The organism is Wenzhouxiangella limi, from assembly GCF_010499265.1.
GTDB lineage: Bacteria > Pseudomonadota > Gammaproteobacteria > Xanthomonadales > Wenzhouxiangellaceae > Wenzhouxiangella > Wenzhouxiangella limi.
Genome location: NZ_JAAGSC010000037.1, coordinates 137257 through 164206 on the forward strand (window position 1 = coordinate 137257; position 26950 = coordinate 164206).

At 61.5% G+C, this 26950-nt stretch carries 27 protein-coding genes; 14 read left to right on the forward strand and 13 right to left on the reverse strand.

All coding sequences use genetic code 11. From position 1 onward, the window contains the following. Positions 1-21: 21 nt before the first annotated feature. Together pncB and G3I74_RS05535 are read right to left on the reverse strand one after the other, a co-directional pair. A complete protein-coding gene (gene pncB, locus G3I74_RS05530; protein ID WP_164210585.1) occupies positions 22-1194 on the reverse strand; it encodes a nicotinate phosphoribosyltransferase in 1173 nt (390 codons plus the stop codon). Positions 1195-1281: 87 nt separating this feature from the next. Further along, positions 1282-2478 carry an MFS transporter gene (locus G3I74_RS05535; RefSeq protein ID WP_239056621.1) on the reverse strand — a complete coding sequence of 399 codons (1197 nt, stop codon included), beginning with the start codon at positions 2476-2478 and terminating at the stop codon, positions 1282-1284. A gap of 139 nt (positions 2479-2617) precedes the next feature. Between G3I74_RS05535 and G3I74_RS05540 the strand changes: the two genes are divergently transcribed. Beyond that, positions 2618-4312, forward strand: a complete 1695-nt coding sequence (locus G3I74_RS05540) for an ABC transporter permease (RefSeq protein WP_203594567.1) — start codon at positions 2618-2620, stop codon at positions 4310-4312. 13 nt (positions 4313-4325) lie between these two features. Here the strand turns inward: G3I74_RS05540 and G3I74_RS05545 are convergent, their stop codons facing one another. Beyond that, positions 4326-5468 (reverse strand): ABC transporter ATP-binding protein, encoded by a 1143-nt coding sequence (locus G3I74_RS05545; RefSeq protein ID WP_239056623.1) that lies wholly within the window; start codon positions 5466-5468, stop codon positions 4326-4328. 170 nt (positions 5469-5638) lie between these two features. On the opposite strand from G3I74_RS05545, the gene G3I74_RS05550 reads away from it, so the two are divergent. After that, entirely contained in the window at positions 5639-6670 is a 1032-nt protein-coding gene (locus G3I74_RS05550; protein ID WP_164210586.1) for an extracellular solute-binding protein, read from the forward strand. A gap of 22 nt (positions 6671-6692) precedes the next feature. Here the strand turns inward: G3I74_RS05550 and motB are convergent, their stop codons facing one another. Further along, positions 6693-7550 carry a flagellar motor protein MotB gene (gene motB, locus G3I74_RS05555; protein ID WP_164210587.1) on the reverse strand — a complete coding sequence of 286 codons (858 nt, stop codon included), beginning with the start codon at positions 7548-7550 and terminating at the stop codon, positions 6693-6695. A 9-nt stretch (positions 7551-7559) separates the two neighbouring features. Then, entirely contained in the window at positions 7560-8414 is an 855-nt protein-coding gene (gene motA / locus G3I74_RS05560; RefSeq protein ID WP_164210588.1) for a flagellar motor stator protein MotA, read from the reverse strand. 159 nt (positions 8415-8573) lie between these two features. Here motA and G3I74_RS05565 point away from each other — a divergent pair, with 159 nt between their 5' ends. Further along, complete coding sequence (locus tag G3I74_RS05565) at positions 8574-8783, forward strand: hypothetical protein (protein WP_164210589.1); 210 nt, start codon at positions 8574-8576, stop codon at positions 8781-8783. On the opposite strand, the gene G3I74_RS05570 is transcribed toward G3I74_RS05565, so the two are convergent. Then, entirely contained in the window at positions 8759-9679 is a 921-nt protein-coding gene (locus G3I74_RS05570) for a GGDEF domain-containing protein (protein ID WP_164210590.1), read from the reverse strand. The genes G3I74_RS05565 and G3I74_RS05570 overlap by 25 nt on opposite strands. 356 nt (positions 9680-10035) lie before the next feature. Next, entirely contained in the window at positions 10036-11079 is a 1044-nt protein-coding gene (locus G3I74_RS05575) for a glycosyltransferase family 4 protein (RefSeq protein ID WP_164210591.1), read from the reverse strand. A gap of 171 nt (positions 11080-11250) precedes the next feature. Between G3I74_RS05575 and G3I74_RS05580 the strand changes: the two genes are divergently transcribed. After that, positions 11251-11802 carry a phosphatase PAP2 family protein gene (locus G3I74_RS05580; protein WP_164210592.1) on the forward strand — a complete coding sequence of 184 codons (552 nt, stop codon included), beginning with the start codon at positions 11251-11253 and terminating at the stop codon, positions 11800-11802. Between the two features lie 6 nt (positions 11803-11808). On the opposite strand, the gene G3I74_RS05585 is transcribed toward G3I74_RS05580, so the two are convergent. Both G3I74_RS05585 and G3I74_RS05590 read right to left on the reverse strand, forming a co-directional pair. Next, a complete protein-coding gene (locus G3I74_RS05585) occupies positions 11809-13200 on the reverse strand; it encodes an ABC1 kinase family protein (RefSeq protein WP_164210593.1) in 1392 nt (463 codons plus the stop codon). Further along, complete coding sequence (locus tag G3I74_RS05590) at positions 13172-13510, reverse strand: hypothetical protein (protein ID WP_164210594.1); 339 nt, start codon at positions 13508-13510, stop codon at positions 13172-13174. Before G3I74_RS05590 ends, G3I74_RS05585 begins: the two co-directional genes overlap by 29 nt. Positions 13511-13592: 82 nt before the next feature. On the opposite strand from G3I74_RS05590, the gene G3I74_RS05595 reads away from it, so the two are divergent. Then, positions 13593-15950, forward strand: coding sequence for a protein kinase domain-containing protein (locus G3I74_RS05595; RefSeq protein ID WP_164210595.1), 2358 nt, complete (start codon positions 13593-13595; stop codon positions 15948-15950). Positions 15951-15977: 27 nt separating this feature from the next. On the opposite strand, the gene G3I74_RS05600 is transcribed toward G3I74_RS05595, so the two are convergent. Continuing rightward, positions 15978-17066: a tRNA-queuosine alpha-mannosyltransferase domain-containing protein gene (locus tag G3I74_RS05600; RefSeq protein ID WP_164210596.1), complete on the reverse strand. Its 1089-nt coding sequence runs from the start codon at positions 17064-17066 to the stop codon at positions 15978-15980. 117 nt (positions 17067-17183) lie between these two features. Here G3I74_RS05600 and G3I74_RS05605 point away from each other — a divergent pair, with 117 nt between their 5' ends. The 3 genes from G3I74_RS05605 (at position 17184) to G3I74_RS05615 (ending at position 19686) form a co-directional block, all read left to right on the forward strand. Further along, the gene (locus G3I74_RS05605; RefSeq protein ID WP_203594568.1) at positions 17184-18278 is read left to right on the forward strand and encodes a calcium:cation antiporter; all 1095 of its coding nucleotides are present in this window, start codon (positions 17184-17186) and stop codon (positions 18276-18278) included. Between the two features lie 172 nt (positions 18279-18450). Continuing rightward, a complete protein-coding gene (locus tag G3I74_RS05610; RefSeq protein WP_476726640.1) occupies positions 18451-19293 on the forward strand; it encodes a DMT family transporter in 843 nt (280 codons plus the stop codon). Between the two features lie 99 nt (positions 19294-19392). After that, the gene (locus tag G3I74_RS05615) at positions 19393-19686 is read left to right on the forward strand and encodes a hypothetical protein (protein WP_164210599.1); all 294 of its coding nucleotides are present in this window, start codon (positions 19393-19395) and stop codon (positions 19684-19686) included. A gap of 10 nt (positions 19687-19696) precedes the next feature. Here G3I74_RS05615 and rraA read toward each other — a convergent pair whose 3' ends face one another. Continuing rightward, positions 19697-20179: a ribonuclease E activity regulator RraA gene (rraA, locus tag G3I74_RS05620; RefSeq protein WP_164210600.1), complete on the reverse strand. Its 483-nt coding sequence runs from the start codon at positions 20177-20179 to the stop codon at positions 19697-19699. Between the two features lie 59 nt (positions 20180-20238). Between rraA and G3I74_RS05625 the strand changes: the two genes are divergently transcribed. Further along, a complete protein-coding gene (locus G3I74_RS05625; RefSeq protein ID WP_164210601.1) occupies positions 20239-21009 on the forward strand; it encodes a metallophosphoesterase in 771 nt (256 codons plus the stop codon). A 13-nt stretch (positions 21010-21022) separates the two neighbouring features. Here G3I74_RS05625 and G3I74_RS05630 read toward each other — a convergent pair whose 3' ends face one another. Next, a complete protein-coding gene (locus G3I74_RS05630) occupies positions 21023-21175 on the reverse strand; it encodes a rubredoxin (RefSeq protein WP_239056644.1) in 153 nt (50 codons plus the stop codon). Positions 21176-21328: 153 nt separating this feature from the next. Here G3I74_RS05630 and hemL point away from each other — a divergent pair, with 153 nt between their 5' ends. Then, positions 21329-22615 carry a glutamate-1-semialdehyde 2,1-aminomutase gene (gene hemL / locus G3I74_RS05635; protein ID WP_164210603.1) on the forward strand — a complete coding sequence of 429 codons (1287 nt, stop codon included), beginning with the start codon at positions 21329-21331 and terminating at the stop codon, positions 22613-22615. A gap of 164 nt (positions 22616-22779) precedes the next feature. Here hemL and G3I74_RS05640 read toward each other — a convergent pair whose 3' ends face one another. Next, a complete protein-coding gene (locus tag G3I74_RS05640; RefSeq protein WP_164210604.1) occupies positions 22780-23739 on the reverse strand; it encodes an integron integrase in 960 nt (319 codons plus the stop codon). Between the two features lie 317 nt (positions 23740-24056). Here G3I74_RS05640 and G3I74_RS05645 point away from each other — a divergent pair, with 317 nt between their 5' ends. From G3I74_RS05645 to G3I74_RS05660, 4 genes are all read left to right on the forward strand, one after another. Continuing rightward, positions 24057-25340, forward strand: coding sequence for a DNA (cytosine-5-)-methyltransferase (locus G3I74_RS05645; protein WP_164210605.1), 1284 nt, complete (start codon positions 24057-24059; stop codon positions 25338-25340). Between the two features lie 3 nt (positions 25341-25343). Further along, on the forward strand, positions 25344-26375 hold the full coding sequence (locus G3I74_RS05650; RefSeq protein ID WP_203594569.1) for a hypothetical protein: 1032 nt from the start codon (positions 25344-25346) through the stop codon (positions 26373-26375). 112 nt (positions 26376-26487) lie between these two features. After that, a complete protein-coding gene (locus G3I74_RS05655; protein WP_164209321.1) occupies positions 26488-26754 on the forward strand; it encodes a BrnT family toxin in 267 nt (88 codons plus the stop codon). Continuing rightward, positions 26747-26950 (forward strand): BrnA antitoxin family protein (locus G3I74_RS05660; protein ID WP_239056624.1); only part of this gene is annotated, 204 nt, incomplete at its 3' end. The genes G3I74_RS05655 and G3I74_RS05660, both read left to right, overlap by 8 nt.

Sequence of the window (26950 nt, forward strand, 5' to 3'; positions counted from 1 at the left end):
GGTCGGCTCCCGGCGTCGGCCTTATTCCGGCTCCGGCGTATCGAATGCCTGGCGCACCCAGGCCAGGTACTGCTGGTTGGTCGAGACCACCTTGCCCGGGGAGTCCGACAGCTTGACCACCGGCTGGCCGTTGCACTCGGTCATCTTGATAACGATGTTGATCGGCTCGACGCCGGTGTCGTGGGTCAGGTTGGTGCCGATGCCAAAGGTGACGTTGATGCGGTCGCGGAAGCGCTGCCAGATCGCGGCCGCCTTGGGGATCGTGAGCGAGTCGGAAAACACCAGGTTGCGGGTTTTCGGATCGATGCGGTTGGCGCGGTAGTGCTCGAGCATCGCCTCGCCCCAGGCGAAGGGGTCGCCGGAGTCCTGGCGCGCGCCGTCGAAGAGCTTGCAGAAATACAGGTCGAAGTCGCGCAGAAAGGCCTTCAGGCTGTAGGTATCAGACAGCGCGATGCCCAGATCGCCCCGGTACTCGCGCGCCCAGACCTCGAAAGCAAAGCGCTGGGTCTCGGCCAGGCGCGGACCCAGCGCCTGGCAGGCCTGGATGAACTCGTGGGCCATGGTGCCGATCGGCACCAGCCCTAGGATGCGCGCCAGGTGGACGTTGCTGGTGCCGCGCAGGCTGGCGGGGATCTCGCCGGCCAGGGTGGTGACGACCTCATCGTGCCAGGCTCGGGTATAGCGCCGGCGGGTTCCGAAGTCGGCGAAGATGAACTCGTCTGGCCGGTCCAGGGCTTGCACCTGTTCGATCTTCTCGCTCAGCCGTCGCCGGCCCTCGTCCAGGTCATGGTCGGGGTGGGCATGGCGGGCGTAGAGCTCGCTGATGATGGCCAGCAGCGGGACCTCGAACAAGATGGTGTGCAGCCAGGGGCCGCGGATGACCAGGCTGAGCTGGCCATCTTGTTCGCCGATGTCGATAAATCGCGCCTGGAGGTGAAACAGGCGCAGAAACTCGATGAAGTCGGACTTGAGATAGCGCAGGCTGCTCAGGAAATTCAGTTCTTCGGGCGCAAGCTTGAGGCTGCACAGGTGGGCGATTTCGCGCTCCAACTCGCTTTTGAGCGGCCGCAGGTCGACGCCCTCGGTGCGGCACCGGAAGCGGTATTCCACCTCCGCGCCGGGAAACTGGTGCAGCACCGCCTGCATCATCGAGAACTTGTAGATGTCGGTGTCGAGCAGCGATTGAATGATCATGCCGTCCAGTATCGCTGATTCGAATCCAAGCGCCTTGATCCGATTCGCAATGAGTTTGCAAAAGCCGGCGCCGCGGCGCTTTTTTCTTCACGACGCCGGCACGCTTTCGCGCCCGCCGTGATGAAGACGCCAGAGCCAGGGCAGTAACAGCACCACGCAACCAATTTCGAACAGGCCGAAGACCACGAAAACCGCTGGATAAGGCTCGAGGTCGAGCGCGCGCAGCGACGTTAGCAGGGCCACGCTCAGCAGGGGTCCGAGCATGAAGCCCAGCGAGCCGGTCAGGTGGAAGCCGCCCATGCCGGTGGCCTGGGCGGCGCCGGCCAGGCGAACGGTCAGCACCAGCGATGGCGCCAGCATCAGGGCGGCGATGATCCCGCCGCCGGCCATGACCGGAATCAGATGATCGGCGCCGGTGAAGCCCAGTCCGATCAGGAAACATCCGTAACCCAGGCTGCCTGCCGCCATCAACACCACGGGGCTGAAGCGGTCGCAAAGCAGGCCGGCCGGATAGGTCAACACCGCGTAGGGCAGTAAAAACGCGGCCATGGCCAGACCGATCCCGGCCGGCGGCAAGTCAAGAGCCGTGGCGAAGTACAGCGAAACGGTGGAGATGATGAAGCCCACCGTCAGCCGGTCGACGAAGGTAAAGGCGTAGGGAACGAGCAAGGCCCGGTGCTGCAGCGCCAGCCGGGCCATATCGCCGAGCCGTTCGGCCGAGCGATGCAGTTCAACGTCGTGCAGGATTCGCGTTGCCGTGATGGCAACCGCCATGATCAGCAGACCGCCGAAAAGAAACACGCTGGTGGCGGCTTCCGAGCCGATGCGCCCGCCCAATACCGTGCCGGCGGCAACGCCGAGGCTCAGCGCCGCGCCTGCCATGCCCATGGCCCTGCCTTTTTGCGCCCCGGCGGCTTGGTCAGCAATCATGGTCATGGCCAGCACCAGCGCGGTCATGTGGGCGGCGCCCTCGACGAAGCGCAGGCCCAGCTGCACCGGATAAGGCCAGGGCCCGTACATCAGCAGCAGGCAGCCGCCATAAACAAACAGCGCCGGTATCACCAGCAGCTTGCGGCGGCCCAGGCGGTCGGAGACCAGGCCGGCGAACAGAGCAACCAGCAGAGAGCCGGCCATGTTGGCCGACATGAACAGGTGCCGGTCCAGTTCGGATCTTCCGGGAAACCGGCCTTCTGTGAGTTCGAAAAGCAGCGGCACCACGGCCGTGACCGGCAGCATGATCAGAAAGATACCCAGGGCAATTGGCCAGGTGCGGGTGGAATTCAAGCTCGGTCAGAATGCTGCGGGAAGGGGCGTCAGGATAAAGCCCAGAGGGTTAAGGCAGTGGCATGAAAGCAGCCCGACGCTACGGGCTTATTTGGAAACCGTTATCATTCCTCTGCTTTGAACCGCCCCGAGTTTTTCCTTGTCCATCACGCCTCAACACGCCGCCGAGCCGCACGCGACGCCCCGCCGCTTCCGGCCAGACGGCTGGACGCTCCTGACCGTGGCCGTTGCCGGCCTGGTCGCGCTACCGGTGATCACGGTACTTCTGCACGTACTGGTGCCCTCCGGCGAAGTGTGGTCGCATCTCTACGAAACCGTGCTCGCTCGGTACGTGGCCAATACGCTGGGTCTGATGCTGGGCGTGGGCGCGGGCACCCTGTTGATCGGTGTGGGTACGGCCTGGCTGGTCGTCATGTGCCGCTTCCCCGGGAAACGGGTGTTCGAGTGGGCGCTGCTGCTACCGCTGGCCGTGCCGACGTACGTCATCGCCTACGCCTACACCGACTTCCTGCAGTTTGCCGGGCCGGTGCAGACCTGGCTGCGCGAGCTGTTCGATTGGGGTCGAGCCGATTACTGGTTTCCCAACGTGCGTTCGCTGGGCGGGGCGATCACGCTGATGTCGCTGGTGCTCTATCCCTACGTCTACCTGTTGACCCGGGCGGCGTTCATGGAACAGTCGGTGTGCGCGCTGGAGGTGGGCCGCACGCTGGGACGCGGACCGTGGCGACTGTTTTCCTCGGTGGCGATCCCGCTGGCCCGGCCAGCCATCGTCGGTGGCGTGGCTTTAGCGCTGATGGAAGCGCTCAACGACTTCGGGGCGGTGCAGTTTTTCGGCGTCGATACCTTTACCACCGGCATCTACCGGACCTGGTTCGGCATGGGCGAGGCCGCCGCGGCCGCCCAGCTGGCCGCCTGCCTGCTGGTGTTCGTGCTGGTGCTGGTGATGCTCGAGCGCTTTTCCCGCCGTCGGGCCCGGTTTCATCACACGACCGGTCGCTATCGCGAGCTGCCGCAGTACCGACTTGGCAAGGGCGCGGCCACACTGGCGTTTCTGGCCTGCGCGCTGCCGATCCTGATCGGCTTCGCGGTGCCGGCCGCGCTGCTGCTGGAAATGCATTTTCGCGTTGGCGATCCATTGATGGGCAGCCGGTTCTGGGGTTTTGCCTGGAACAGCCTGATCCTGGCAACGGTGACGGCAATCGTCGCGGTCAGTCTGGCGGTGATGATCGGCTACGGCGTGCGCCTGAAGCCGCGGGCGCTGACCCGCACGGCCGCGCGCATGGCTTCGGTGGGCTATGCCATTCCGGGCTCGGTGATCGCCGTCGGCATCCTGATTCCGTTGGGGTGGCTGGACCAGCAGATCAACCTGTTTGCGCGTGAATATTTCGGCGTGCTGCCGGGTTTGCTGCTAACCGGCACGATGGTGGCCCTGGTTTATGCCTACGTCGTGCGTTTTCTGGCGGTGTCGTTCAACACGGTCGAGGCCAGCCTGACCAAGGTTACCCCCAACATGGACGCTGCCTCGCGCACGCTGGGCAAGACGGCCGCCAAGACGCTGGCGCTGGTACACCTCCCGGTGATGCGCTCCAGTCTCCTGGCAGCCGCCATCCTGGTGTTTGTCGACGTCATGAAAGAACTGCCGGCGACGATCATCCTGCGGCCGTTCAATTTCGACACCCTGGCCGTGCGTGCTTTCGAACTGGCCTCCGATGAACGCCTGGCGCAGGCCTCGACCGCGGCGCTGGGCATCGTCGTTGTGGGAATCGTGCCGGTGATCCTGCTGAGTATCGCGATGCGCAAGTCGCGCCCGGGTGGCGGTATGCCGAACTCGTAAGCGCGCCTGGCGCTTAGTCGTTGGCTGCCTCCAGCGGGAAGACAAAAGCCTGGGATTGATCCAGGTGCAGTTCAACCTGCTGGTTTTCCTGAGGCAGGAAGACACCCGGCATGGTCGAGTGCATGTGGAACTCCCGGTTGTCGCGATCGTGCAGGCAGATGTGCACCATGCTGTTGCGGCCGAGCAGCCGCGACATGATGACGTGGCTCTTGCGATGGCCTTTGTGCGCTTGGCCGACGACGACAACGCGAATGGCCTCGGGACGAACCATGACCAGCACCGGCGTCCCTTCGGGCAGTTCGCGCGCCTCGACTTGACCCAGCGGGGTATCGACAGCGCCGTTGTGAACCACCCCTTCCATGCGGTTGACCTCGCCGAAAAACGTGGCCACGAAGGGGTCTTTGGGGCGACAGTACAGATCGACCGGTCGATCCATCTGCAGCACCCGGCCGTCTTTCATCAATGCGATCCGGTCGGCCATGAACATGGCCTCTTCCGGGTCGTGGGTGACCAGCAGGGTGCCGGCGCCGGCTTTTTTGAGCAGGTGCAGCGTATCGTCGCGGATGCGATCGCGCAGCCGGGCATCCAGGGCCGAAAACGGCTCGTCGAGCAACATCAGGCCGGGACCGGGTGCCAGCGCGCGGGCCAGCGCCACGCGCTGCTGCTGACCGCCGGAGAGCATATGCGGGTAGCGGTCTGCGTAAGCCGCCATACCCAGCGTTTCAAGCAGTTCGAGCGCCCGTTTGCGACGTTCGGCTCCGGCGAGCCGACCCAGTCCAAAGCTGACATTGTCGAGCACGGACAGATGCGGAAACAGGGCCGAGTCCTGGAACATCAGGCCGACATTGCGCTGCTCGGGTGGTACCAGCCGGCCCGAGGCCGAGCGCATGTCCTCGCCGTTGATGAAGACCCGTCCCTGCTGCAGTTCTTCCAGCGAAGCGGCGATGCGCAGCAAGGTTGATTTGCCGCAGCCGGACGGTCCGAGCAGGCAAACCACTTCGCCCGGCTGGACATCCAGCGTGACCCGGTCGACCGCGCGCAGGTTGCCGAAGTCGTGACAGATGCCTTCCATGTAAAGCATCGCATGGTCGGCCACGCTGTCGATGGGCGGCTGCCTGAAAACGCTTGCGGCGACGTGAGTGGCGGTCTGGCTCATGCGGTTTGGCCTGTCGATGAAAGGAACCGACCGGACGGATCGGTCGCTATCCCCCGTACATGGGCGGCCCTCCAGTTTAGGCAAACAAGAATCATTTGTAAACCAAGAGCGGTTATGAGACTATAATGAGAATGATTGTCGTTGCCTTATCCCCAAGGAGATTCTTAGCTATGAGTGTTGCTCTATCCCGTCGCCTGATTCACGTCGTGGCCTTGCTGGTATTCCTCGTTCCAGGCAGTTTCGCGCTGGCGGAGGTGGTGAATGTCTACTCGGCCCGTCACTACGATGTCGATCAGATGCTCTACGATGCGTTTACCGAAGAAACCGGCATCGAGGTCCAGGTCCTCGAAGGCAGTTCCGATCAGCTCGTCGAGCGGATTCGCCGTGAAGGCATGGCCAGTCCGGCTGATGTTCTGGTGACCGTTGATGCAGGACGCCTGTGGCGGGCCGAAGACGCCGGCATCCTGCAGCCGGTGGATTCGGAGTTTCTCAATGATCGAATCCCGGCCTACCTGCGTCATCCCGAGGGGCTGTGGTTCGGCCTGAGCCAGCGTGTGCGGGTGATCTACTACAGCCCCGAGCGCTTTGACCCGAGCCTGGTCAGCAGCTATGAGGATCTGACCCGGCCGGAGCTGGAAGGCCGCATCTGCATCCGGTCTTCAAACAACATCTACAACCAGTCGCTGATGGCGTCCATCATCGAGGCCCACGGGGCCGAAGCGGCCGAGGAGTGGGCCCGGGGTGTGGTCGCGAATATGGCCCGCTCGCCCGAAGGTGGCGATACCGATCAGATTCGGGCGGTGGCTGCTGGAGAATGCGATGTCGCTGTTGGCAATCAGTACTACTATTTGCGCCTGGTCAACTCGGAGGATCCGGCAGACCGGGCCGTGGCCCAGCAAGTATCGCTGATCATTCCCAACCAGGAGGGCCGTGGCGTACACGTTAACGTGGGTGGTGCCGGCGTGGTCGCCGGTGCGCCCAATCGCGAAAATGCTGTTCGTTTCCTGGAGTTCCTGGCCTCGGATCAGGCCCAGGAACTGTTCGCCAACGAAACCTACGAATTCCCGGTGGTCGACGGTGTCGAGAAACATCCCACCCTGGAGGCGCTGGGCGAGATGAAATTTGACGAACTGGGCATGGACGTGCTCGGTCGCACCAATCCCGAAGCGGTACGGGTATTCGATCGCGCCGGCTGGCGCTAGAGCACCAGCCAGGCAGGCCGCATCAGTCTTCTGCCGCGGCCTGCCCTTCCACGATGGCCTGCTCGGTCTGGCGATTGACCACGAGGATGGAAATGCGCCGGTTGATGGGACTCAGGAGATTATCCGGGTCCAACGGTACTGTCGAGGCCAATCCAACAATGCGCAGGATCTTGTCCGGATCCAGGCCAGCGGCGATCAATTCGCGCCGGGCCGTATTGGCGCGGTCATTGGAAAGCTCCCAGTTGCTGTAGCCGACCGCGCCACCGGGGTAGGGCGCAGCGTCGGTATGTCCGGTGATGCTGACCCGATTGCCGACTTCGTTGAGAAGATCCGCCAGTTCGGCCAGGATTTCGGCGGCGTAAGGCTGCAGCCGGGCGCTGCCGATCTCGAACATCGGGCGATTTTCCTTATCGACGATCTGAACGCGCAGGCCCTCATCGGTGATGTCGATCAGCAGCTGTTCGCTGAACTGGTTTAAAGATGGAGTTGATTCAATCGCCTCGCGGATGGTGGTTTCCAGCGCTTCGAGCTCTTTTTGTTCCTGTTCGCGCAACATTTCCTCGACATCCTGCGGCAAGGGGTCACCCCAGCGCACCTCGCCATCGCTCAGGCTCAGGTCCTCTCCCCCACCGGGCAGCGGCCGGGTCTGCTCGCCCACGCCTTCCCCACCCATCATCGAAACCTGGAGGGGGTTGTCAAAGTAATCGGAAATGCCGCGACGTTGTTCTTCGGTCGCCACCGTCAGCAGCCACATCAGCAGGAAAAAGGCCATCATGGCGGTCACGAAGTCGGCATAGGCGATCTTCCAGGCACCGCCATGGTGGGCGTGGCCCTTGACCTTCTTGACGCGCTTGATGATGACCGGTTTTTCGTTGCTCATGCTCAGGCGTCAGCGCGGTCCGCGAACGGCTTCATCCAGCTCCTGGAAACTCGGGCGGTGGGCGCTGAACAGCATCTTTCGACCGTGTTCGACCGCGACGGCCGGCGGAGCACCGGCGATGCTGGCCAGGAGCGTGGCCTTGACCGCCTCCAGCGCCTTGGCTTCATCCGTGACCTTGTGCTCCAACGCCACCGGGATGGGGCCGACGATGGCGTAGCCGAACAGGATGCCGACGAAAGCGCCGACCAGGGCGGCGCCGATCATCGGGCCCAGCTCCTGCGGCGGCAGATGCAGCGAGCTCATGGTGATGACCACGCCCATGACCGCGGCCACAATGCCGAAAGCCGGCATGGAATCGCCCATCTTGGTCAGCAGGTTCAGCGGCACTTCGGCCTCTTCGTGATGGGTGTCGATTTCCTGGTCCATCAGCGATTCGAGCTCGTGGACGTCCATCGAGCCCGACAGCATCAGCCGGAAATAGTCGCAGATGAAATCGATCAGGTGATGCTCGGACAGCAGGTTGGGGTATTTGGAGAAAAATTCGCTTTCGGCCGGGTCGTCGACATCGCCCTCGATCGACATCAGGCCGTCGCGGCGTACCTTGTTGAGCAGATCGTAAAGCAGGCACAGCAGTTCGGTATAGACCGCCTTGGTGTATTTTTCGCCCTTGAGCGCTTTGGGCAGCGCTTCTTTGACCGCTTTTAACGCGCCGGGACTGCAGGAAGCGATAAAAGCGCCGATTCCGGCGCCGGCGATCATGACGATCTTGACCGGGTGGATCAGCGCCGCGATGTGTCCACCGGACAACACGAAGCCGCCGAACACCACGACCAGTACGATGACCCAACCAATAATAAGGAGCATGAGCTGAAACGCTTCGAGTGTCCCGCCGACCTTCAGTTTACCGGACGAGGGTATGCCACGAAGCGTTGGATTCACGTGAGACGGCTTTAGACGGCACCTGCTTTGCGCTGCGGGTGCCCGCTGTTATAGTGATCCACTGATCACTCGGCAGGAAAAGCCATGAGCGTGAATATATCCGCCGGTCCCGTCCAGGCGGCGATGGAACGGGTCAGCGAGGCGGCGCTGAAAGTGAGCCAGGGACCCGTCGCGCCCGGGTTTGCCGCCAGCGTGGTCGACATGAAGGCGGCCCAGCGCGACGTCGAGGCAGCCGTGCAGGTCGTTCGAACCGAAAGCGAGGTGCTGGGCTATCTGATCGACGAACTGGTCTGATCGGCCCGTTTTTGCTGCTTGCGGTCATACATGGCCGCATCGGCGGCCTGGAACAGATCCCGGCCCGACATTCCGCGTTTCCACTGGGCTACACCGGTACTGGTGCGAAGCGCAGGCTTGACGCATTCGGCGCCGACACGGGCTTCCAGACGGGCGGCAATCTCGAGACCGGCAGCTTCATCGGCGTCGGGGAGAATCACCACGAACTCGTCGCCACCGTAGCGGAACAGCTGGTCGGTATCGCGCAGATGTTTTCTCAAGACCCGGGCGAACTGACGCAGCCCCTCGTCGCCAACCAGGTGACCCTGGCGATCGTTGAGTTCCTTGAAGCCGTCGAGGTCAAGCACCATCAGGGCCAGCGCGCTGTATTCCTCCCTTCTCTCGGCCCGCGCGATTTCGTGACCCAGCGCTTTGATCAGCGCGGGTCGATTGCCGACGCCGGTCAGGTCGTCCAGCATGGCCTGGCGGGTGAGGCGCTCAATGCGGATGGCGTTTTGCAGCGGATGGATCAGGCAGGCGAGCAGGCGATCGACGATGCGCTGCTGGCCGGAATCCGGCGGTGTGGAGGAATAGATCTCCAGCCAGCCCAGTTCTTGTCCGCCGACATGGAGCAGCAGTCGCTTGCAGTGTCCGTCCAGCTGACCGAACATGAAGTCGCTCGAAGATTGTCCGGCGTCGGCCCACAGCGTCTCGAAGCGCACGCCGCGATGGGCATAGTCGGCCTGTAATCGGAGGCTGAAGGTTTCGAGCAACACCGCAATCTCCATCGAGGTTTGCAACCCGACAAGGAAATCAAACAGATCGGCTCGGTCGGGATCGCTCCCGAACAAGTGGGCGGGCTCGAAGCTGCGAGCGGCCGAGTAGCCGGCCATGGAAATGATGGGATTGGCGCTCATGTCAGTCCGATTTTTTTTTCGTTGTGGGCCACGACGGGACTTGAGCAAAATTCGTGCCCGGATCTTTACACCGCTGAAAGAACGCCGGTATCGGCCAATCCGGCCGGATTTTGCCGGTCCGGCAGCGCCTTGCCTTATGAACAGGAATTTTTATGAGAACCACTTGCAAGTGCAAATAGTTTTCGTTATCATGGTTTCGCGTTCAGACAACGCGCGGGGTGCCCCGGCCGGCTCTCCTCCTTTCCTCCTCCTCAATCTCCAGGCCGGGGCCCCCACTTTCCTTTTTCGATAGCTTCTGTCTTGCCCTGAATCAGGCGCCTGGAATGGCCGCAGCGTCGCGCACGGTTCGCTCCGAGCTATGCGTTGGCGGCCGCCAGAGGGTCGGGGATGTTGGACGGGTGGATGTTGGCCGGCTGCAACTGGTCGAGAAAAGTCTGTGTACAGCGCCGCCAGGAGAACTCGCTGGCAAAAACCCGGCAATCGCTGCGGTCGAGTTCCAGCGCGCCTTGCATCGCCGCTGCGAGATCATTGTCCAGGCAGCCGCTGACGCCGTGAAGCACCAGGTCAGCCGGCCCGGGCACCGGGAAAGCGGCCACCGGCACCCCGCAAGCCATCGCTTCCAGCATTACCAGGCCCAGGGTGTCGGTCCGGCTTGGGAAGACGAACACGTCGCTGGAGGCGATGTGTCGGGCCAGCGCTTCACCGTGTTGGTAACCGAGAAAATGCGCGCCCGGAAAGCGTTTCTGCAGCGTGTTCCGAGCCGGCCCGTCTCCGACAACGACCTTGCTGCCGGGAAAGTCGACTGACAAGAACGCCTCGAGTGACTTTTCCGGCGCCACCCGCCCTGCATACAGGGCAATGGGGCGGGGCAGATCCAGCACCCGTTCCCGCCGTGGTCGGAACAGGTGGATATCCACCCCGCCAGGCCACACACCTAAATTGGAAAACCCGTGCGCGGCGAGCAGCTTCATCTGGGTGCGGCTGCGCACCAGGGTTTTGGTCGCCGCGGCATGGAACCGCCTCAACCAGCGATAGGTCCAGCCGGTCGGCACCGGGGCGCGCACCCGCAGATATTCCGGAAAACGGGTGTGATATGAACTCGTGAAAGAAACCTCGTGACGAAGACACCAGCGGCGCGCCGCCATCCCCAGCGGTCCCTCGGTCGCGACATGGATGCAGGTCGGCCCATACGACTCGATCAGCCTGGCAAGCCGACCGGCAGGGCGCAGGGCAATCGGGATCTCCCGATACCCGGGCATTGGAACGGAATGGAACCTGTCCGGTCCTATAACAAGGACCTCGTGGCCCATTGCGGCAAGTTCGACCCGCGTGTTTTCCAGGGTGCGAACCACGCCGTTGATCTGGGGTTGCCAGGCATCGCTGATGAGCAGGATTTTCATGCCCAGCATAGTGGCCAGCGTGCATGACGTGGCGATTACCGGTTCATCAAGAAGCGGTGACAGCGGCAGCTTGTTGCGTCACCAAACTGTTACCGTTTTGCCATACAACGGTTGTCTGGATGCGGCACTCTGCCAAATAAGCTGACGATTAAACTGACCCAGGAAACGCGCATGTCCCAACCGATTCGAACTTTCGCGACCATCGGGCTGTTCGAATACCGCTTGTGCGTGTTCATTCATCGCGCTGGCCGCTGGCCGATGGTGCGCTACCCCTTCCAGGCCATCAGTCGCCTGGGAAATGGTCCGATCTGGTATGCCTTCCTGCTTGGCTTGCCGATTCTGGCTGGTCGAACCGGGCTGGAAGCCGCACTTGTCATGGCGTTGGGTGCCGTGGCCGGTCTGGGTATCTACAAAGGGCTGAAGGTAGCCCTGGTGCGCGAGCGTCCATACATCTCTCACGCCGACATCAACTGCCTGACCGCGCCGCTGGATCGCTACAGCTTCCCCTCTGGCCATACCCTGCACGCCGTTTTCTTCGCGGTCATGGGTTCGGCCTGGTTTCCGATACTGGCGCCGGCCCTGTTTGTGTTTGCCGGTCTGATCGCGCTGTCGCGACCGTTGTTGGGGCTGCACTACCCGACCGACGTGCTGGTGGGGGCCTTGATTGGGTGGAGCCTGGCCGAAGTGATGCTCCTGCTCTTTCCGCCGGGCGCTCTGGGCTGAGTTTCTTCACGCCAGCAGCGCTTCCATAGCCGCGCTGCGCGCTGCAGCAACGCGTTCCCGCAGGCGCTCCGGGCGCATTAACTGCGCCGCGATCAATCGCGTGGCGAACGGTTGCGCGGCTTCCATCAGATCCAGATCCGGATAGATGGCGTGCGAAACACCTTCCACCGTGACCAGCGCCTTGATCAACAGCCCGTAGCCCGCGGGGATTCGAACCCGGAAGTCGGTCAGCGTGGACAAAAAGCCCAGCGCAAAGCCGCGCACGTCGGCCGTGGCCGGCGCCAGCAGGTGGGTATGAACCAACTGCTCGATTTTTGCGCGAATCGGCTCGACCTGCGTTTCCGGAATCTCCAGCCCGAGTTTTCGAGAATACCGCAGTGCGCGCGCTGCATCCCCGTAAACCAGCCCGGCCAGCACCTGGGCGATGGCCTCCTGCTGGGCGGCGGTGGTCGTGCCGACGATGCCAAAGTCGAGAAAGCACAGTTGCCCCTCGGGCGTGACGAAGAGGTTGGCCGGATGCAGGTCGGCATGGAAATAACCGAGCACAAGCACCTGGCGCATGAAGACGTCGGCCCCGTGTATGGCCAGTCTGCGCGCATCGATGCCCGCTCGTTCAGCCGCGCCCAGTTCATTGAGCCGCCAACCCTCGACGAACTCGCTGACCAGAATCCTGGAGGTGCTGTGCCGCCAGATGATGCGCGGCACGCGCACCTGCGGATCATCCTTGAAGTCGTGGCCGAAGCGATCGGCGGTGCGCCCTTCATTGCGAAGGTCAAGCTCGCGTCCCAGCATGTCGGCAAACTCATCGACCAGTTCGATCGGACCCCATCGCGCCAGACGCCGAAAGCGGCTCAGCCGCTGCGCCCATCTTCGGGCAATGGCCAGATCGGCGGCGATGATCGAGTCAATGCCGGGGCGCAACACTTTGACCGCCACCCAGGTGCCAGCCGGCAGCACAGCGCCGCGGACCGGACGGTATGCCTGGCGCAGGCGGGCACGGTGTACCTGGGCCACCGAGGCGGCGGCCAACGGTTCGTCGTCGAAATCAGCGAATACGCGATCCGGGTCGGCCCCCAGCTGCCGGGTGATCGCTTCTCGAATGACCCGGGTCGATACCGGCGCGATCCGATCCTGGAGCCGCTCCAGTTCGAATACGGTTTCCGGAGCGAACACGTCGGGCCGCACCGAGGCGAGCTGACCGAGTTTGATGAACGAGGGTCCCATCGCTTCGCAGAAACGCCGCGCCTGCTGGCCCACGATTTTCCGGCGCCGCTGGGCATCGACAAGCCCGAAGCGACAGTGCCAGAGCGTTCGAAGCAGGCCGGCGGCGGCTTGAGCCAGGATGCGCCGACCACGGCCCGCAGGGATGTCAACGCTGCAGTTGGTCTGCGATGCCATCGATGGATGCCTGAAGAGATTCCACCTGGCCGCGCAGTTCGGCGATCTCGAAGCCCAGCTGCTCGAGCCGTTCGGCCGACTCTGACGGCGTGCCCTTTTCTGGTGTTGTCGATTCTTCAGCCAGACGCTGCTTGAGGCGCTCTTTCTCCTCGTCCACCAGCGCGGCCAGTCCTTCCACGAACGCATCGGGTCCGTCCTTCATTGCGCCCGGCGTCTGTGCACGACCACGCGCAACCGCAGCTTTCCAGCCCTCGTCGGCGCTTTCGTGGAACAGCGCCCAGGCCGCCAGCAATTCGACGAAGTTGTTCATGTGGGATCGCTCTGCGTGAACTCGGAAACCACAGTATAGCGATCGGCTTTGCGCAAACCGCCGGCGGCCTATAATCCGGGACGTGAGTACGTCGAAGAAAACCGAGCCGGAAGACGATCGCACCCAGGTCGAAGGACAGGGTGAGACGGGTCCGGTTGGCGGTCAGAACGCGCCGGCCCGCATTGGCCCCTATCGACTGCAGCGTCTTTTGGGCTCTGGTGGCATGGGTGAGGTCTACCTGGCCGAACAGACCGAGCCGGTGGAGCGCCAGGTCGCGATCAAGCTGATCCGGGCCGAGCTCAGCCGCTCGGCGGGCCGTACGCTGTTCGAGGTCGAGTGTGCACTGCTGGCGCGCATGCACCATCCCTACATCGCCCAGGTGCTGGATGCCGGCCAGACCGAGCAGGGCAGGCCCTGGTTTGCCATGGAGTGGGTTCGCGGGGAGCCCATTCTGGACTACTGCGACGATCAAGCACTGGGTGCCGACGACCGCCTGAGCTTGTTTCTGCGCGTCTGTCAGGGCGTGCAGCACGCCCACCAGCGCGGCATAATTCACCGCGATCTCAAACCGGCCAATATTCTGGTCAGCGAAGTCGATGGTCGGGCCCTGCCCAAGCTGATCGACTTCGGGGTGGCCACCACCCTGCTGGGTGAGCTGGAATCAGGCGTTATCCGGACCGAGCGTGCCGGTACTCGGGCTTACATGAGCCCCGAGCAGCTGGCCGGTGATCCGGCCAGTCTGGATACCCGGACCGACGTGTACGCGCTGGGCATTCTGTTGTTCGAGCTGCTCACCGGCCTGCGGCCGCTGGCGGACAGTTCCGGAGATGTCCTGAGTTCGTTCTGCGAGGTTCTCGAGACACGGACAGCCTGGCCAGCGGCTTCGCCAGAGACCGGCTTTTCGCCGGAAGCCGTGGCCGCTGCCCGCCAACTGCCCGAGGAACTGCGCTGGATCATTGCCCGCGCGATCTCGCCGAACCGCGAGCGGCGCTATGCCTCGGCCGCTGCCCTGGCTGACGAGATCTCACGCCATCTGGACAACCGACCGGTCGAAGCTGTGCCGCCTACCCTGCGATACCGATGGCGCAAGTTCTTCAGCCGCAACCGGCTGCCGGTGGCCGCCGCGACGGCGATTCTGGTCGCCCTTTTGGCCGGGCTGACGCTGGCGACCTGGGGCCTGACCCAGGCCCAGCAAGAACGCGACCGCGCGCGAGTCCAGGCAGAGCGGGCAGAGCAGACGGCCCGGTTTGTCCAGAACCTTTTCCGCTCGGTCGATCCGGTCTGGGCGGAGGGTTTCGACACCGCCCTGCTTCGCCGGGTACTCAGCCAGGGGGCTGAACGCGCAGCGATCGAGCTGGAACAACAGCCGCAGGTGCTGGCCGACATTCAGTACACCATTGGCGCGGCTTACCGGGCCGTGGGTGAGCATGAGGTCGCGCGCCAGCAGATCGCCTCGGCGGTCGATCTGAGCGAGACGGCTGGACCACGTCGAGTCTATCTGGGTGCACTCGTGGAACTGGCCCAGATCGAGTTGCTGTTGGGGCGGCCCGAACAGGCCCTGGAGCAGATCGACCGTGCGCTGGGCCCGATCCGGTCGGAGTTTTCCCCATCCGATTCACTCGCGCTGGCGGCGCTCACCGTCAAGGCGAGCGCGTTCCAGGCCCAGCAGCGCTACGCCGACGCCGAGGCCTTGCTGCTGGAGGCCGTCGAGTTTTCGCAGGGACTGGACGACGGCACAGCCATGGCCGAGCGCATGAGCGCGCTGCGTATTCTCGCGCAGGTGTATTCCGATGATTTCCGCTTCGATTCGGCGATCGAGCGCTATCGCCAGGTCCTGGAAGAAATTTCGATCTGGGAGGATCCGCGCGCGGAAGCGGCCGAGATCAGCACCCTGAACGATCTGGCCGTGGTCTATCTGCGCCAGCAGGAATACGCTCAAGCTGAGCCACTGCTGCGCCGTGCGCTGGCCATGGGGGAAGACCTGTTTGGTCCTGACCATCCAATGGTGCTGCCTTCTGTCAGCAATCTCGCCGGCAGCCTTCGCCAGCAGGGACGACCCGCAGAGGCGCTGCCGTTCTACCAGCGCGCCCGGGACAGCGCCCATGAAATCTACGGGACCGAACACGGCCAGAGCCTTGTCACCGACTATAACCTGGCGAACTGCCTGCTCGACCTGGGCAGGACCGGGGAAGCTTTGGCCTTGCACCGCAGCGCGCTGGCGCAAGCCGAGCGCCTGGAGCCGGACAATCGCTTCAGGCTGGGTATGTTTCGCCTTGGCCTGGGGCGTAGTGCAGGGGATGCCGGCCTGCTTGAAGAAGCGCAGCGCGCCCTGTCTCAGGCGGTCGTCGATCTGGAAGCCACCGCGGGCGTGGATTTTCATCGCACGATTGAGGCGCGCGAAAGGCTGAGCGAGATCGAGACCCAGCTGGCCTCGGACTGACGAGCGCGCTGGCGCGGCAGGCGATGCTCAACGCTTTTCGATCGAGTTGATCAGGCCCTTCCATTTTGGCGCCAGCGATGGTACCAGCCAGTCATCAGGCCGAAATTGCGGCGGCAAGGTGCCGGTCAGCCAGTGTTGTAGTTTTTCGCTCAGCGCCTTCGGATCGTCTGGCCGATAGCGATACTCAGCCGGGTACTGTTCGGCATAACACAGCGCATCCGGCACAAGTGGCCGGGCGCCGGCGCTGGCGGCTTCCAGCACACTCAGCCCCTGAAACTCGTGCAAGGCGGTGCTGACTATGATGCCGGCCCGGCCGAGCAAGGACTCGTATTCGTCGCGGGGCAGATGACCGTCGGCGATGATCCGGTGACCGAGTTGCTTTCGGATGCGGACCAATGCTTCCGGGGCGCTTTCGGACCGCTTCCCGAGCAAGGCCACCCGGAAATCCACCCCGAGAGCGTCCAGCGCCATCATCGCCGCGGCGAAACGATCCGGCGCCTTGTCGTATTCCCAGCGATGATTCCAGACAATCAGCCTACAATCGCGGCTTTTGCCGGCTTTTATCGACCGAACAGGTACTGGCAGCACGTCGCAGCGGGATTCCAGGCGAGCCCGCAACCCCGCCGGCTGATGATCGGGCAGGCGCTGCATCAGTGCCTCGATCCCGGCGAGAAAGCTGTCGCGGTTAAAGCGCGAGTTGAACAGCAAGCGATCGGCGGCCAGCGCGGCGTAGAGCTGAACCATGCAAGGGTCCAGGCTGCGAAACTGGCGCTGGCTTTGCGGGTAGGCGAACTGGTTTTCATGAAAGTACAGCCAGCTGGGTACATCGTGCAGCTGCGGATGCAGACCCTTGAGCGTGGCCAGGTCAACCATGGAGGTGGCCATGATCAGGTCAGGGCGCCGTTCGGGCAGAGCATCCAGCCAGCTCAATGGATTGCCACGAATGCGCCAGGCAAAGTGACGCCCGGGCAGAGTGAGCATTTGCCAGTCGATAGAGGGGAAGGTCGCGGTCAGCCAGTTGGCCCAGGCGGCATGGCTGTCGGCGTGGTAGGCCGACAGCAGCCAGACATGGATTTGCTCCCGCGTTGAAGCCGCCACCGAGGCACGACAAGACATCGGCAAAGCTTACCCGATCAGATGGCGAATCAATCCGCCCTGCTGATATGGTTACCCTATGATCGTGGGCCTAAACTAAGAGATGGGGACGATGGTGTTGACCGAGTGGCTGGGCGCGTGAGCGCGGTACGCAAGTTTTTTCCGGTCCCGCTGAGGTCAGTGCTGGTGCCGGTGTTCGCCCTGGTCGTTGCCGCGGCGTTTATGGTGCTGTGGTCGGGGCCCTTGCCGGGGTGGCTGGTGCCATTCGCGGGTCTGCTGCTGTTGGCCACGGTTTTGGCGGCCGTGCATCACGCAGAGACCATTGCCGCGCGCCTGGGTGATCCCTATGGCGCGATCTTGCTGGCGCTTGCCGTGACCATGATCGAGGTTGCGCTCATTGTCTCGGTGCTGCTCAAGGCGCCGGCTGGAACCAGCGAAATTGCCCGCGACACGGTGTTTGCGGCGATCATGATCGTGTTGAATGGGATTGTTGGAATCTGCCTTCTGGTCGGCGGCATTCGTTTCCGCGAACAGGATTTCGTCGCGCGCGGTGCCGTCGGGGCGCTCGCCGTTTTAGCCACGGTTGCCGTTCTCGCCCTGGTGCTACCCAACTACACGCTTGCGGTGCCGGGCCCCGTTTACGCCACACCTCAATTGCTGTTCGTGGCGATTGTGTCGCTGGGGCTTTATGCGCTGTTTCTGTTCGTGCAGATGGTGCGTCATCGCGGAGATTTCAGCGATCCGCGCGTGGAAGAGCTCGCGGAGCACAAGCCAGGAGGGCGGGCGCTGGGTATTGCTTTGTTCCTGTTGCCTGCCGCACTCCTGGGCGTGGTCTTGCTGGCCGAGATCCTGGCGCCGAGCGTTGAACACGCGGTCGAGCGCGCCGGCCTGCCCGCCGCCCTCGTCGGGGTCGTGATTGCCATGACCGTTTTGCTGCCCGAGGGCACCGCTGCGCTGCGCGCCGCGCGCGCCAATCGACTTCAGACCAGCCTGAACCTGGCGCTGGGCTCGGCCCTGGCCAGCATCTGCCTGACCATACCCGCGGTGGCCTTCCTGTCCATTGCCCTGGGTCAGCCACTGACGCTGGGGCTGGAGGCGGAGCATATCGTGTTGCTGCTGTTGTCACTGTTCGTTGCAACCCTCTCGCTGGCCATGGGTCGAACAACGATCCTGCAGGGTGGGCTTCACCTCGTCATTTTCGCTGCATTTTTGACGATTGCCGCGATCCCCTGACGGTCCCGGAGACCCGGCTTCACCGCCATTCCGGGCTCGCCACCCGCACAGGTTCATTCGATCCGTCTTCCTTTTGCGCGACACTCATGCAATCACGCTAGCGTGAGACCTTGTATTCAGGCTGGAGCCTCCAATTCTGAAAGACCGCATTGTCTGGCTATGGGCTTGGCTGCTGGTCGCCGTTCTCGCGCTGGGCGCGGCACCCCTGGCCCACAAGATGGCGCTGGCCCAGGGTGCCTCGTCGCTGCTGGTGGCGTTTTCCAGTGCGCTGGTCACGGCGGCCGCGGTGGTCGGCTGGCTGCTTGCGCGCGGTCAGGTAAGCCGGCTGCGATCGATCAGCGCCCGGCAAGCCGTTTCGCTTCTGCTGATCGGCGTCCTGGGCAGCGGTCTGGTGTCCCTGTTCGGGATTCTGGCCATGACCGAGACCAGCGCCGCAAACCGCGCCTTGTTCCAGTCCGCCTACCCGGCAGCGACGGCGCTGGCGGCGAGAATGCTGCTGCGCGAGCGCCTGGATTTGCGCGCCTATGCCTGGATCGGTCTGGTCTGTGCCGGCCTGCTGTTGATGAACCTGGAGCGCAACGGCGCGCTGTCGCTGACCGGATGGCCCTTCTGGCTGCTGCTGTCCACCCTGCCGATGATCGGACTGGCCGATGTGATCGCCAAACGCTCGCTCAACGATCAGGAGCCCGATGTGGTTGCTGCCGGCCGTGCCATCGGTGGCGCGCTGATTCTCGTCCTGGCGCTGCCCTGGATTGTTCGTGACGGCGGCGATGCGGTTGTTCAGACCTGGCCCTGGCTGCTGTTGGCTGGCCTGTGCATGGCTGCGTTTACCGTCGCCTTGTACCAGGTCTTCAATCGCACCTTCGCCACGGTCGCGGCCAGCCTGATCGCGCTGGCGCCGCTGCTGACGCTGATGGGTGAAATCGCCCTGCTCGGCCTGTCGCTGGTCTGGTTACAGTGGATCGGGTTTGCGCTGGTGCTGCTGGCCGTGATCGGATTGTCGCGACGTGCCTGAAGCCAGCCGGGGCCAACGCGGCAGCTTCTAAGCGCGATTTGCTGAATTCTTCGCCCTGCCGCTGTTAGGGTAAAACTGAACGTACCCGCAAGGAGACCCATGCGATTGATCGCGACTTCGTTCCTGTTACTGGTCCTTGGCCTGGCGGTGCCAGGCTATTCTTCCGCGCAGGATGAAACGCCACCGAATGATTCGGAGCCCTCCGGCTATATGGACCCCGATGAACGTTCGCCGCTGGCCGCGCTCAATCCGGCCGATTCCAGCCTGGAAGTGTGGATTGGCCCGATCATTCTGGGTGTATTCGCCTTTTTCCTGGCCTTGTTCATTCGCCGCTACAGCAAACCCCGTCGTCAGGATCAGGCCCAGAAGGACATTGATGAGCCGCGTGACTGAGGCGACCTGCTCAGGTCAACTCGCGGCGGGCACAGATGATGCCGTTGACGTCGGCGTAGACCCAGTCGCCGGGCTTGAACAGGACGCGACCGAAAGACACCGGCAGGCCCGCCTGGCCCTCGCCGCGGCGCACGCTCTTGATCGGCACCGCGTCAAGCGCCATGACGCCGAAGTCGATCCCGGACAGCACGTCCACGTCGCGGCAGGCGCCGTGGATGATGACGCCGCACCAGCCTTTGTCGGCCGCAGTGGCCGCGATCTGGTCGCCGATCAGGGCATGACGCAGCGAGCCGCCGCCGTCGACCACCAACACCCGGCCATCGCCCTTCTCGGACAGGCAGTCCTTGACCCGTGAATTGTCCTCGAAGCACTTGACCGTTTCGATCGGGCCGTAGAAGGCGGTCTTGCCGCCGTAGCTGCGCCAGTGCAGTCCGGTGACCACCTCCACCTGCTCGGGGTAGGCGTCGCACAGATCCGGGGTGGAGAAGTTCATCGATAGCGCTCCACGTCGAAGTCAGACTGCATTATGCCCTTTGATACGGATCTGCGAAAATGAGCGAGCGACCGCAGCGGATTGCTTTCCCGATGACCAAGCCCTTCACTCTTGTGCAGTTGTCCGACTGCCATCTGTCGGCCGATCCAGGCGCTGAGTACCGCGGTCAGAACGCCGATGCCAATTTGCTCAGCCTGCTGCCGGCCTGCCGGCTGCTGGCGCCGGACGGGGTGGTGCTGAGCGGGGATGTGGCCGAGGACGGCTCCGCCGAAGCCTACCGCCGGGCCGCCCGGATGATCGCTGGCCTGGCCCCAGACACGGCCTGGATCCCGGGCAACCATGATGAGCGGGCCACGATGAGCGAGGTGTTCGATGCAGCTGGCTACCGGGCCGGTCCGTTGCTGGATTGGGGCGGCTGGCGGATCGTGCTGGTGGATTCGGCCGTTTCGGATCGGCCCGAGGGACACCTGGACGATGTGCGGGCGGCGCCGCTGCAGGATCTGCCGGCCGAGCGCCCGACCATCGTGTTTGTTCATCACCAGCCGATCGCGGTGGGTTCGCCCTGGATCGATAAGTATCCGCTGATCGAACCGGAGCGTTTCTGGGCGATGCTAAACCCGCAGGCGGTCAAGGTCGTTGCTTTCGGCCACGTGCACCAGGCGTTCAGCGGCCAGCATCGCGGCATCGCCTGCCTTTCTGCGCCCTCGAGCGTGGCCAACAGTCAGCCCGGCATGGACCGCTTTACGCTCGACCCGACCGGGCCCAAGGCGCGCTGGTTCCGATTGTGGCCGGATGGCCGCTGGCTCAGCGGCATCGTCAGCGCAGGATAGGGCGGCGGTTTTTCTAGATCTCGACCATCTCGAAATCTTCCTTGCCCGCCCCGCAGTCCGGGCAGACCCAGGATTCGGGCACGTCTTCCCAGCGCGTGCCGGGCGGAATGCCGTCGTCGGGCGCGCCTTCTTCCTCGTGGTAGATCCAGCCGCAGACGATGCACATCCAGCTTTTGAATTCCTGTTCCTCGCTCACGGATATCATTCCTCTTGTAATGCGTAACGACAAAGCGCGCTATTGTAAATGAATGCATCGGCAGCCCGTTCGCGCAGGTCGGCGCTGCCACCCACCCCAAGATGACAACGGAGCCAGATTGACATGAGCCTCAGCCACGACCTGTTCGCCCGCGCCCGCGTCCACATGCCCGGCGGCGTCAACTCACCCGTGCGCGCCTTTGCCGCCGTCGGCGGCGAGCCGGTGTTTTTCGAGCGTGCGGAAGGCGCGCACATGTGGAGCGTGGATGGCAAGCGCTTCATCGACTACATCGGCTCCTGGGGGCCGATGATCTGTGGCCACGCTCACCCGAAGATCGTCGAAGCGGTCCAGCATGCGGCCGCCAATTCCTTGAGTTTCGGCACGCCCTCGCCGGGCGAGGTCACCATGGCCGAGATGCTGTGCGAGATGATCCCCTCGCTGGACCAGGTGCGCATGGTCAACTCAGGCACCGAGGCCGCGATGAGCGCCATGCGCGTGGCCCGCGCGGCGACCGGGCGCGAACGCTTCATCAAGTTCGAGGGCTGCTACCACGGCCACGCCGACAGCTTCCTGGTCAAGGCCGGCAGCGGTGCCCAGACCCTGGGCGTACCAACCTCGCCGGGCGTGCCCAAGGCCCTGGCCGAGCTGACCCTGAACGCGCGCTTCAACGACCTCGATTCGGTCGAGGCCCTGTTCAAGCAGTATCCGGACGAAATCGCCTGCGTGGCCGTCGAACCGATCGCCGGCAACATGAACTGCATCCTGCCCGAGTCGGGGTTCCTGGAGGGCCTGCGCGAGTTGTGCGACCGCTACGGCTCAGCCCTGCTGTTCGACGAGGTCATGACCGGCTTTCGCGTCCACCCGAAAGGCGCCCAGGGCCTGTACGGCATCACCCCGGACCTGACCTGCTTCGGCAAGGTCATTGGCGCCGGCATGCCGGTCGGAGCCTTCGGCGGCAAGGCCGAATACATGAAGCTGGTCGCCCCGTCCGGGCCCGTCTACCAGGCCGGCACCCTGTCCGGCAACCCGGTCGCCATGGCCGCCGGCATCGCCAACCTCGAGCTGCTCGGCCAGCCCAATTTCTACGAGCATCTCGGCCAAATCACGGCAAGCCTGGCCGACGGCCTGCAGGCCAAGGCCGACGCGGCCGGCATACCGATGACCACGGTTGCCGTGGGCGGCATGTTCGGCTTCTTCTTCAGCGATGCTGAGCGTGTGACCAACTTCGACGAGGCCGCCGCCTGCGACCTGGAGCGGTTCAAGAAATTCTTCACCGGCATGCTGGCCGAAGGCATTTACCTCGCCCCCAGCGCGTTCGAGGCCGGCTTTGTCTCCAGCGCCCATTCCCCGGCCGACGTCATCGAAACGCTGGCCGCGGCCGAGAAAGTCTTAAGCGAGATCGCCGGCTAGCCTCCAGTCGGGCCGCTCACTGGATTACGCCCGTCCCCGGCGCTAGACTCAAGGCCGGGGCGCGCGGCGGGTAGACCAGACTTGAAAAACCCCAGCCGACCAGCGCCCGGACAGCGCGCTGCGTTGAGCACCCGCGCTGCGGTAGCGTGGACGAAACAAAAGGATCAGGCCATATCCAGCGGACTACGCGCGCCCAGCGCACCGCGATTGATAACATGCGTGTAGATCATCGTGGTGCGCACGTCCGAGTGGCCCAGCAATTGCTGAACCGTGCGGATGTCGGCGCCTGACTCCAGCAGGTGAGTGGCAAAGCTGTGGCGAAAAGCATGGCAGGTGACCGGTTTGCGGATCTCTGCAGCTCGCGCGGCGCGCTTGACCGACTTTTGAACCGTGCTGTCGAGCACGTGGTGTCGCCCCATGCGGCCAGAGCGCGGATCGCGGCCAAAGCCGCGCGCAGCGAACAGGTATTGCCAAGCGGGCTCAAAGCGAGCATTCGGATACTTGCGGTCCAGCGCGGTCGGTAGAAGTACCCCACCTTGGCCGAGTTGCCGATCCAGTGCCGCCAACTCCACGGCTTGTTCCACCCTGGACTGCAAGGCAGTGATACATGAGTCCGCCAGCACCGTCACCCGATCCTTGGCCCCCTTGGCATCCCGAATGATCAACTCGCGCCGACGAAAATCAACGTCCTTTACCCTGAGCCGGAGCGCCTCGATGATCCGCAGCCCCGAGCCATACAACAGCTTGACCACCAGGTCATGCGGCGGTGGCAAGTGGGCCAGAATCCTCCGGACCTCGTCAATCGAAAGAACCACCGGAATACGTGCGGGGCGCTTTGCGCGGACCACGTCGTCCAGCCATGGAAGCTCGATTTCAAGCACATGTCGATAAAGAAACAAAATGGCACTCAGAGCCAGATTTTGCGTAGACGCAGCCACGTGCCGATCTACGGCAAGGTGAGTCAGGTACGCTTCGATCTCGCGTTTGCCCATCTCCCTTGGATGACGCTTGCCATGGAACAGGATAAAGCGCCGAACCCAATGCGCATAGGTTTGCTCGGTGCGATAGCTGTAATGTCGAGCGCGAATGGCATCGCGCATTAAATCAAGAAGCTTGCGGGCCATAGACAGAACGGACAGTAGTGCCTGACCCGATTGGACCAGCAGTCACCTTGAAGCAAAATCAGAGAATCACGCTTTCGGCTGTAGGAAATTTGCGAACTAACCGGATAGAAGTCATAATCAAAGAGGCGCCCGCAGGAGTTAACCCCATGAATCCACGAAGCATTCCACCAGACTGCCCGTCCCGCTGCAGCCTAAACAGAATTTTTCAGGCTAAATGACGGTTCTGACTTTTTCCAGATAGTTGTAGTTAGCACTACCAATAACGTAGCCCTCGGTGCATTATTAACAGTTTTGGATTTACCTATGGTGGCTAAAGAGTGAAGAAACCAACAGCGATTAGCTTATTTTGTGGTGCAGGTGGATGTTCTCTGGGCTTCAAACAAGCAGGTTACGAGATACTGTATGCGAATGACAAAGATTCCGCAGCTATCAAAACCTACAAACAAAACTTCCCCGACGCTGTTTGTAGCAATGAAGATATTAACAATCTTAATTTCAACCAAATATTGAAAGATATCAAGGTTGAACCTGGTGACCTTGATGTCCTTATTGGCGGCCCACCCTGCCAAGGGTTTTCGACTGCTGGGACTAGATTTTGGGATGATCCAAGAAATCATCTTTTGAAGAGTTATATCAAAGCTTTAGAGGTTTTGCGCCCCAAATGGTTCATAATGGAAAATGTTGAAGGGTTGTTAACTTCAAACAATGGGAAGTATGTTTATGAGGCGGCTAAGGCGTTTATTGAGGTTGGTTATTTTATAAGGATAGAAAAAGTATATTCACAAGAGTATGGGATTCCTCAGAGAAGAAAAAGGGTTCTAGTTGTTGGCAACAGAATCGGCCATAACTATAAAATGCCGGAGGGAACAATAAAGGTTTCAGGCCAAATATTTAGAAATTCAGATATAACCATTTCCCATGCAATTGATACTCTGCCTAAAGCAGCTAATTCAAAAGATCAATTATTAAAACCTATTCTCGAACCTGCCCGAAATAAGTTTGACGTTTTGCTTAGAGGTAATGCAGTAGAAATCACAGACCATTACTGTCCTGTGATTAAAGGTATTCAGCTAGAAAGAATTTCCACGCTGAAGCCTGGTCAAACAATGAAGGACTTGCCTGACCATCTCCAGCATGAGTCATTTAGAAAACGGGCAAATCGACGGGTGGCGGATGGGACACCAACGGAAAAGCGCGGCGGTGCGCCTTCTGGCTTGAAAAGATTAATAGATAATGAGCCAAGTCTTACGATTACAGGCGCAGCTACAAGAGAATTAATCCATCCAGTTGAGGATAGGCCTTTGACGATCAGAGAGGCCGCTAGAATACAAACATTTCCAGATGACTTTGTATTTTGTGGGACTTCGTCCCAAAAAATACAGCAAATCGGAAATGCTATTCCCCCTATGCTTGCCCGAATTTTTGCCGAACATATTCGAGACGATTATGGCTTCTCAGGGGCACCCAACAATGAAGGTAAGCTTTTAGGGTACTTATTAACGAAGGCAGGGGCGATGAGTCCTGCGCTAAAAGCAACAGACATGTTGTTGCTGGATCTCATGACTAATCAAAGCCAGAAACAACACGTACTATTTGGATGATATATGACCAACTCAGCATTTTTTCGTAATCTGTATGCTAAATGCAAAATGCACGGTGCTGGTGAAGCGCAGGTAGTGATATCGGATGGAGAGCTGTATGCGCTTCTTTCCATCGCGATCGATGATTTGGCATGGTCGCACGCAGATTTTGGGGCCAGTCGGGTTTCTACGCCTAATCCGGACTATTATAAAATCCCTTTGAGCTGGTTTGATCAGCAAGCTGAATCGAGTATTACGGCGAGTGAAGTCGAAAGCGTTTTGAGATCTGCTTTTGAGAAAGATAATGACTTTGGGCTATACATAGAGAATCTGACCGCGCTTCATCGGCGAAGAGTCAAATATAGGAGAATTTTAGCGGCACAACCCATGCCAAACATGGATCAGATTGGGCCAAGATCATTATTGGAGTACGGGTGCTGTGAATCCACTTTGCTCGCCAACTGGATGGTCTGGCGAAAGTGGATATATGACGTTGATAATCGCTCGGCACAGGAAACGGGCTATTTATTTGAACCGCTTTTGGCTAGTTGTCTTGGTGGTGAACCTGTTGGATCGAGAAATTCACCAGTAAAGCGATTAGACTCGAATGGGCAACCAACTAACAAAGGTAGGCAAATTGATTGTCTGGTACCAGGCAATAATAGAACTTATGAGCTAAAGCTACGAGTTACCATTGCAGCTAGCGGACAAGGCCGATTCGGCGAGGAGCTATCTTTTGCAGAAGAGAGCCAAGCTGCCGGTTTTACCCCTGTTCTTTTGGTGCTCGATCCAACACCCTCTACTCGGCTAACTGAATTATCAGAAAAATACATGTCATGTGGAGGTGCTTTTTACCACGGCGAAGCTGCTTGGCAGCACATGGAAGAAGAAGCAGGTGAAGTTATTTCAGTTTTCATAGAAAACTACATACGACCTGCGATTCAAGGCATTGAAGAAGTTGAAATTTACTTTCCGAAGTCAATAAATTTGAGCTGGTCGGAGAATGAAATAAAGGTGTCCGATAACTCCGCTTCCTATGTTGTTCAGCGCGTTTAAGTGCTAACAATGCGCTGCACTCGGACAATTTTTCCGCTGCGCTCCAAAATTGCCGGTGAGCGCGGCGTTGGGCGCACTTGACTGATATGCATATCATGTGCATACCAGGCGCATGGAGATCGAATTCGACCCGGAAAAGGCGGCATTTAACCTCCGCAAACACCGCGTCAGCTTTGCGCATGCGGAGCAGGCGCTCCGCGATCCACTTGGCCTCACCATTGAGGATCCCGACTCGGAAGGTGAGCTCCGCTTCGTCACTCTTGGCGCAGATTCCCTGGGACGAATTCTGGTCGTAGTCCACACCCCGCGGGATGATCGGGTCCGAATCATTTCCGCGCGAAAAGCCAGCCGAAACGAGGCAAGGAACTACCATGCGTAAAGAGTATGACTTCAGTAAGGGTAAACGAGGCCCTGCCGTAGAATCTCCCGGGAAGACCCGCATCACCATCATGCTTGACAACGACATTATTGAGTCATTTCGAGCGCGGGCTGAAGCCAGAGGCATTGGCTATCAGACCGCGATTAATGAGGCGCTCCGGGCAGCCCTAAATGACGAGAATGTGCCGTTAACTGCC

Coding starts and splice junctions, on each gene's coding strand:
- pncB (WP_164210585.1), bottom strand. CDS start 1,194: ATGATCATTCAATCGCTGCTCGACACCGACATCTACAAGTTCTCGATG.
- G3I74_RS05545 (WP_239056623.1), bottom strand. CDS start 5,468: ATGAGCCAGACCGCCACTCACGTCGCCGCAAGCGTTTTCAGGCAGCCG.
- G3I74_RS05550 (WP_164210586.1), top strand. CDS start 5,639: ATGAGTGTTGCTCTATCCCGTCGCCTGATTCACGTCGTGGCCTTGCTG.
- motB (WP_164210587.1), bottom strand. CDS start 7,550: ATGAGCAACGAAAAACCGGTCATCATCAAGCGCGTCAAGAAGGTCAAG.
- motA (WP_164210588.1), bottom strand. CDS start 8,414: ATGCTCCTTATTATTGGTTGGGTCATCGTACTGGTCGTGGTGTTCGGC.
- G3I74_RS05565 (WP_164210589.1), top strand. CDS start 8,574: ATGAGCGTGAATATATCCGCCGGTCCCGTCCAGGCGGCGATGGAACGG.
- G3I74_RS05570 (WP_164210590.1), bottom strand. CDS start 9,679: ATGAGCGCCAATCCCATCATTTCCATGGCCGGCTACTCGGCCGCTCGC.
- G3I74_RS05575 (WP_164210591.1), bottom strand. CDS start 11,079: ATGAAAATCCTGCTCATCAGCGATGCCTGGCAACCCCAGATCAACGGC.
- G3I74_RS05580 (WP_164210592.1), top strand. CDS start 11,251: ATGTCCCAACCGATTCGAACTTTCGCGACCATCGGGCTGTTCGAATAC.
- G3I74_RS05585 (WP_164210593.1), bottom strand. CDS start 13,200: ATGGCATCGCAGACCAACTGCAGCGTTGACATCCCTGCGGGCCGTGGT.
- G3I74_RS05590 (WP_164210594.1), bottom strand. CDS start 13,510: ATGAACAACTTCGTCGAATTGCTGGCGGCCTGGGCGCTGTTCCACGAA.
- G3I74_RS05600 (WP_164210596.1), bottom strand. CDS start 17,066: ATGTCTTGTCGTGCCTCGGTGGCGGCTTCAACGCGGGAGCAAATCCAT.
- G3I74_RS05615 (WP_164210599.1), top strand. CDS start 19,393: ATGCGATTGATCGCGACTTCGTTCCTGTTACTGGTCCTTGGCCTGGCG.
- rraA (WP_164210600.1), bottom strand. CDS start 20,179: ATGAACTTCTCCACCCCGGATCTGTGCGACGCCTACCCCGAGCAGGTG.
- G3I74_RS05625 (WP_164210601.1), top strand. CDS start 20,239: ATGAGCGAGCGACCGCAGCGGATTGCTTTCCCGATGACCAAGCCCTTC.
- G3I74_RS05630 (WP_239056644.1), bottom strand. CDS start 21,175: ATGTGCATCGTCTGCGGCTGGATCTACCACGAGGAAGAAGGCGCGCCC.
- hemL (WP_164210603.1), top strand. CDS start 21,329: ATGAGCCTCAGCCACGACCTGTTCGCCCGCGCCCGCGTCCACATGCCC.
- G3I74_RS05640 (WP_164210604.1), bottom strand. CDS start 23,739: ATGGCCCGCAAGCTTCTTGATTTAATGCGCGATGCCATTCGCGCTCGA.
- G3I74_RS05650 (WP_203594569.1), top strand. CDS start 25,344: ATGACCAACTCAGCATTTTTTCGTAATCTGTATGCTAAATGCAAAATG.
- G3I74_RS05655 (WP_164209321.1), top strand. CDS start 26,488: ATGGAGATCGAATTCGACCCGGAAAAGGCGGCATTTAACCTCCGCAAA.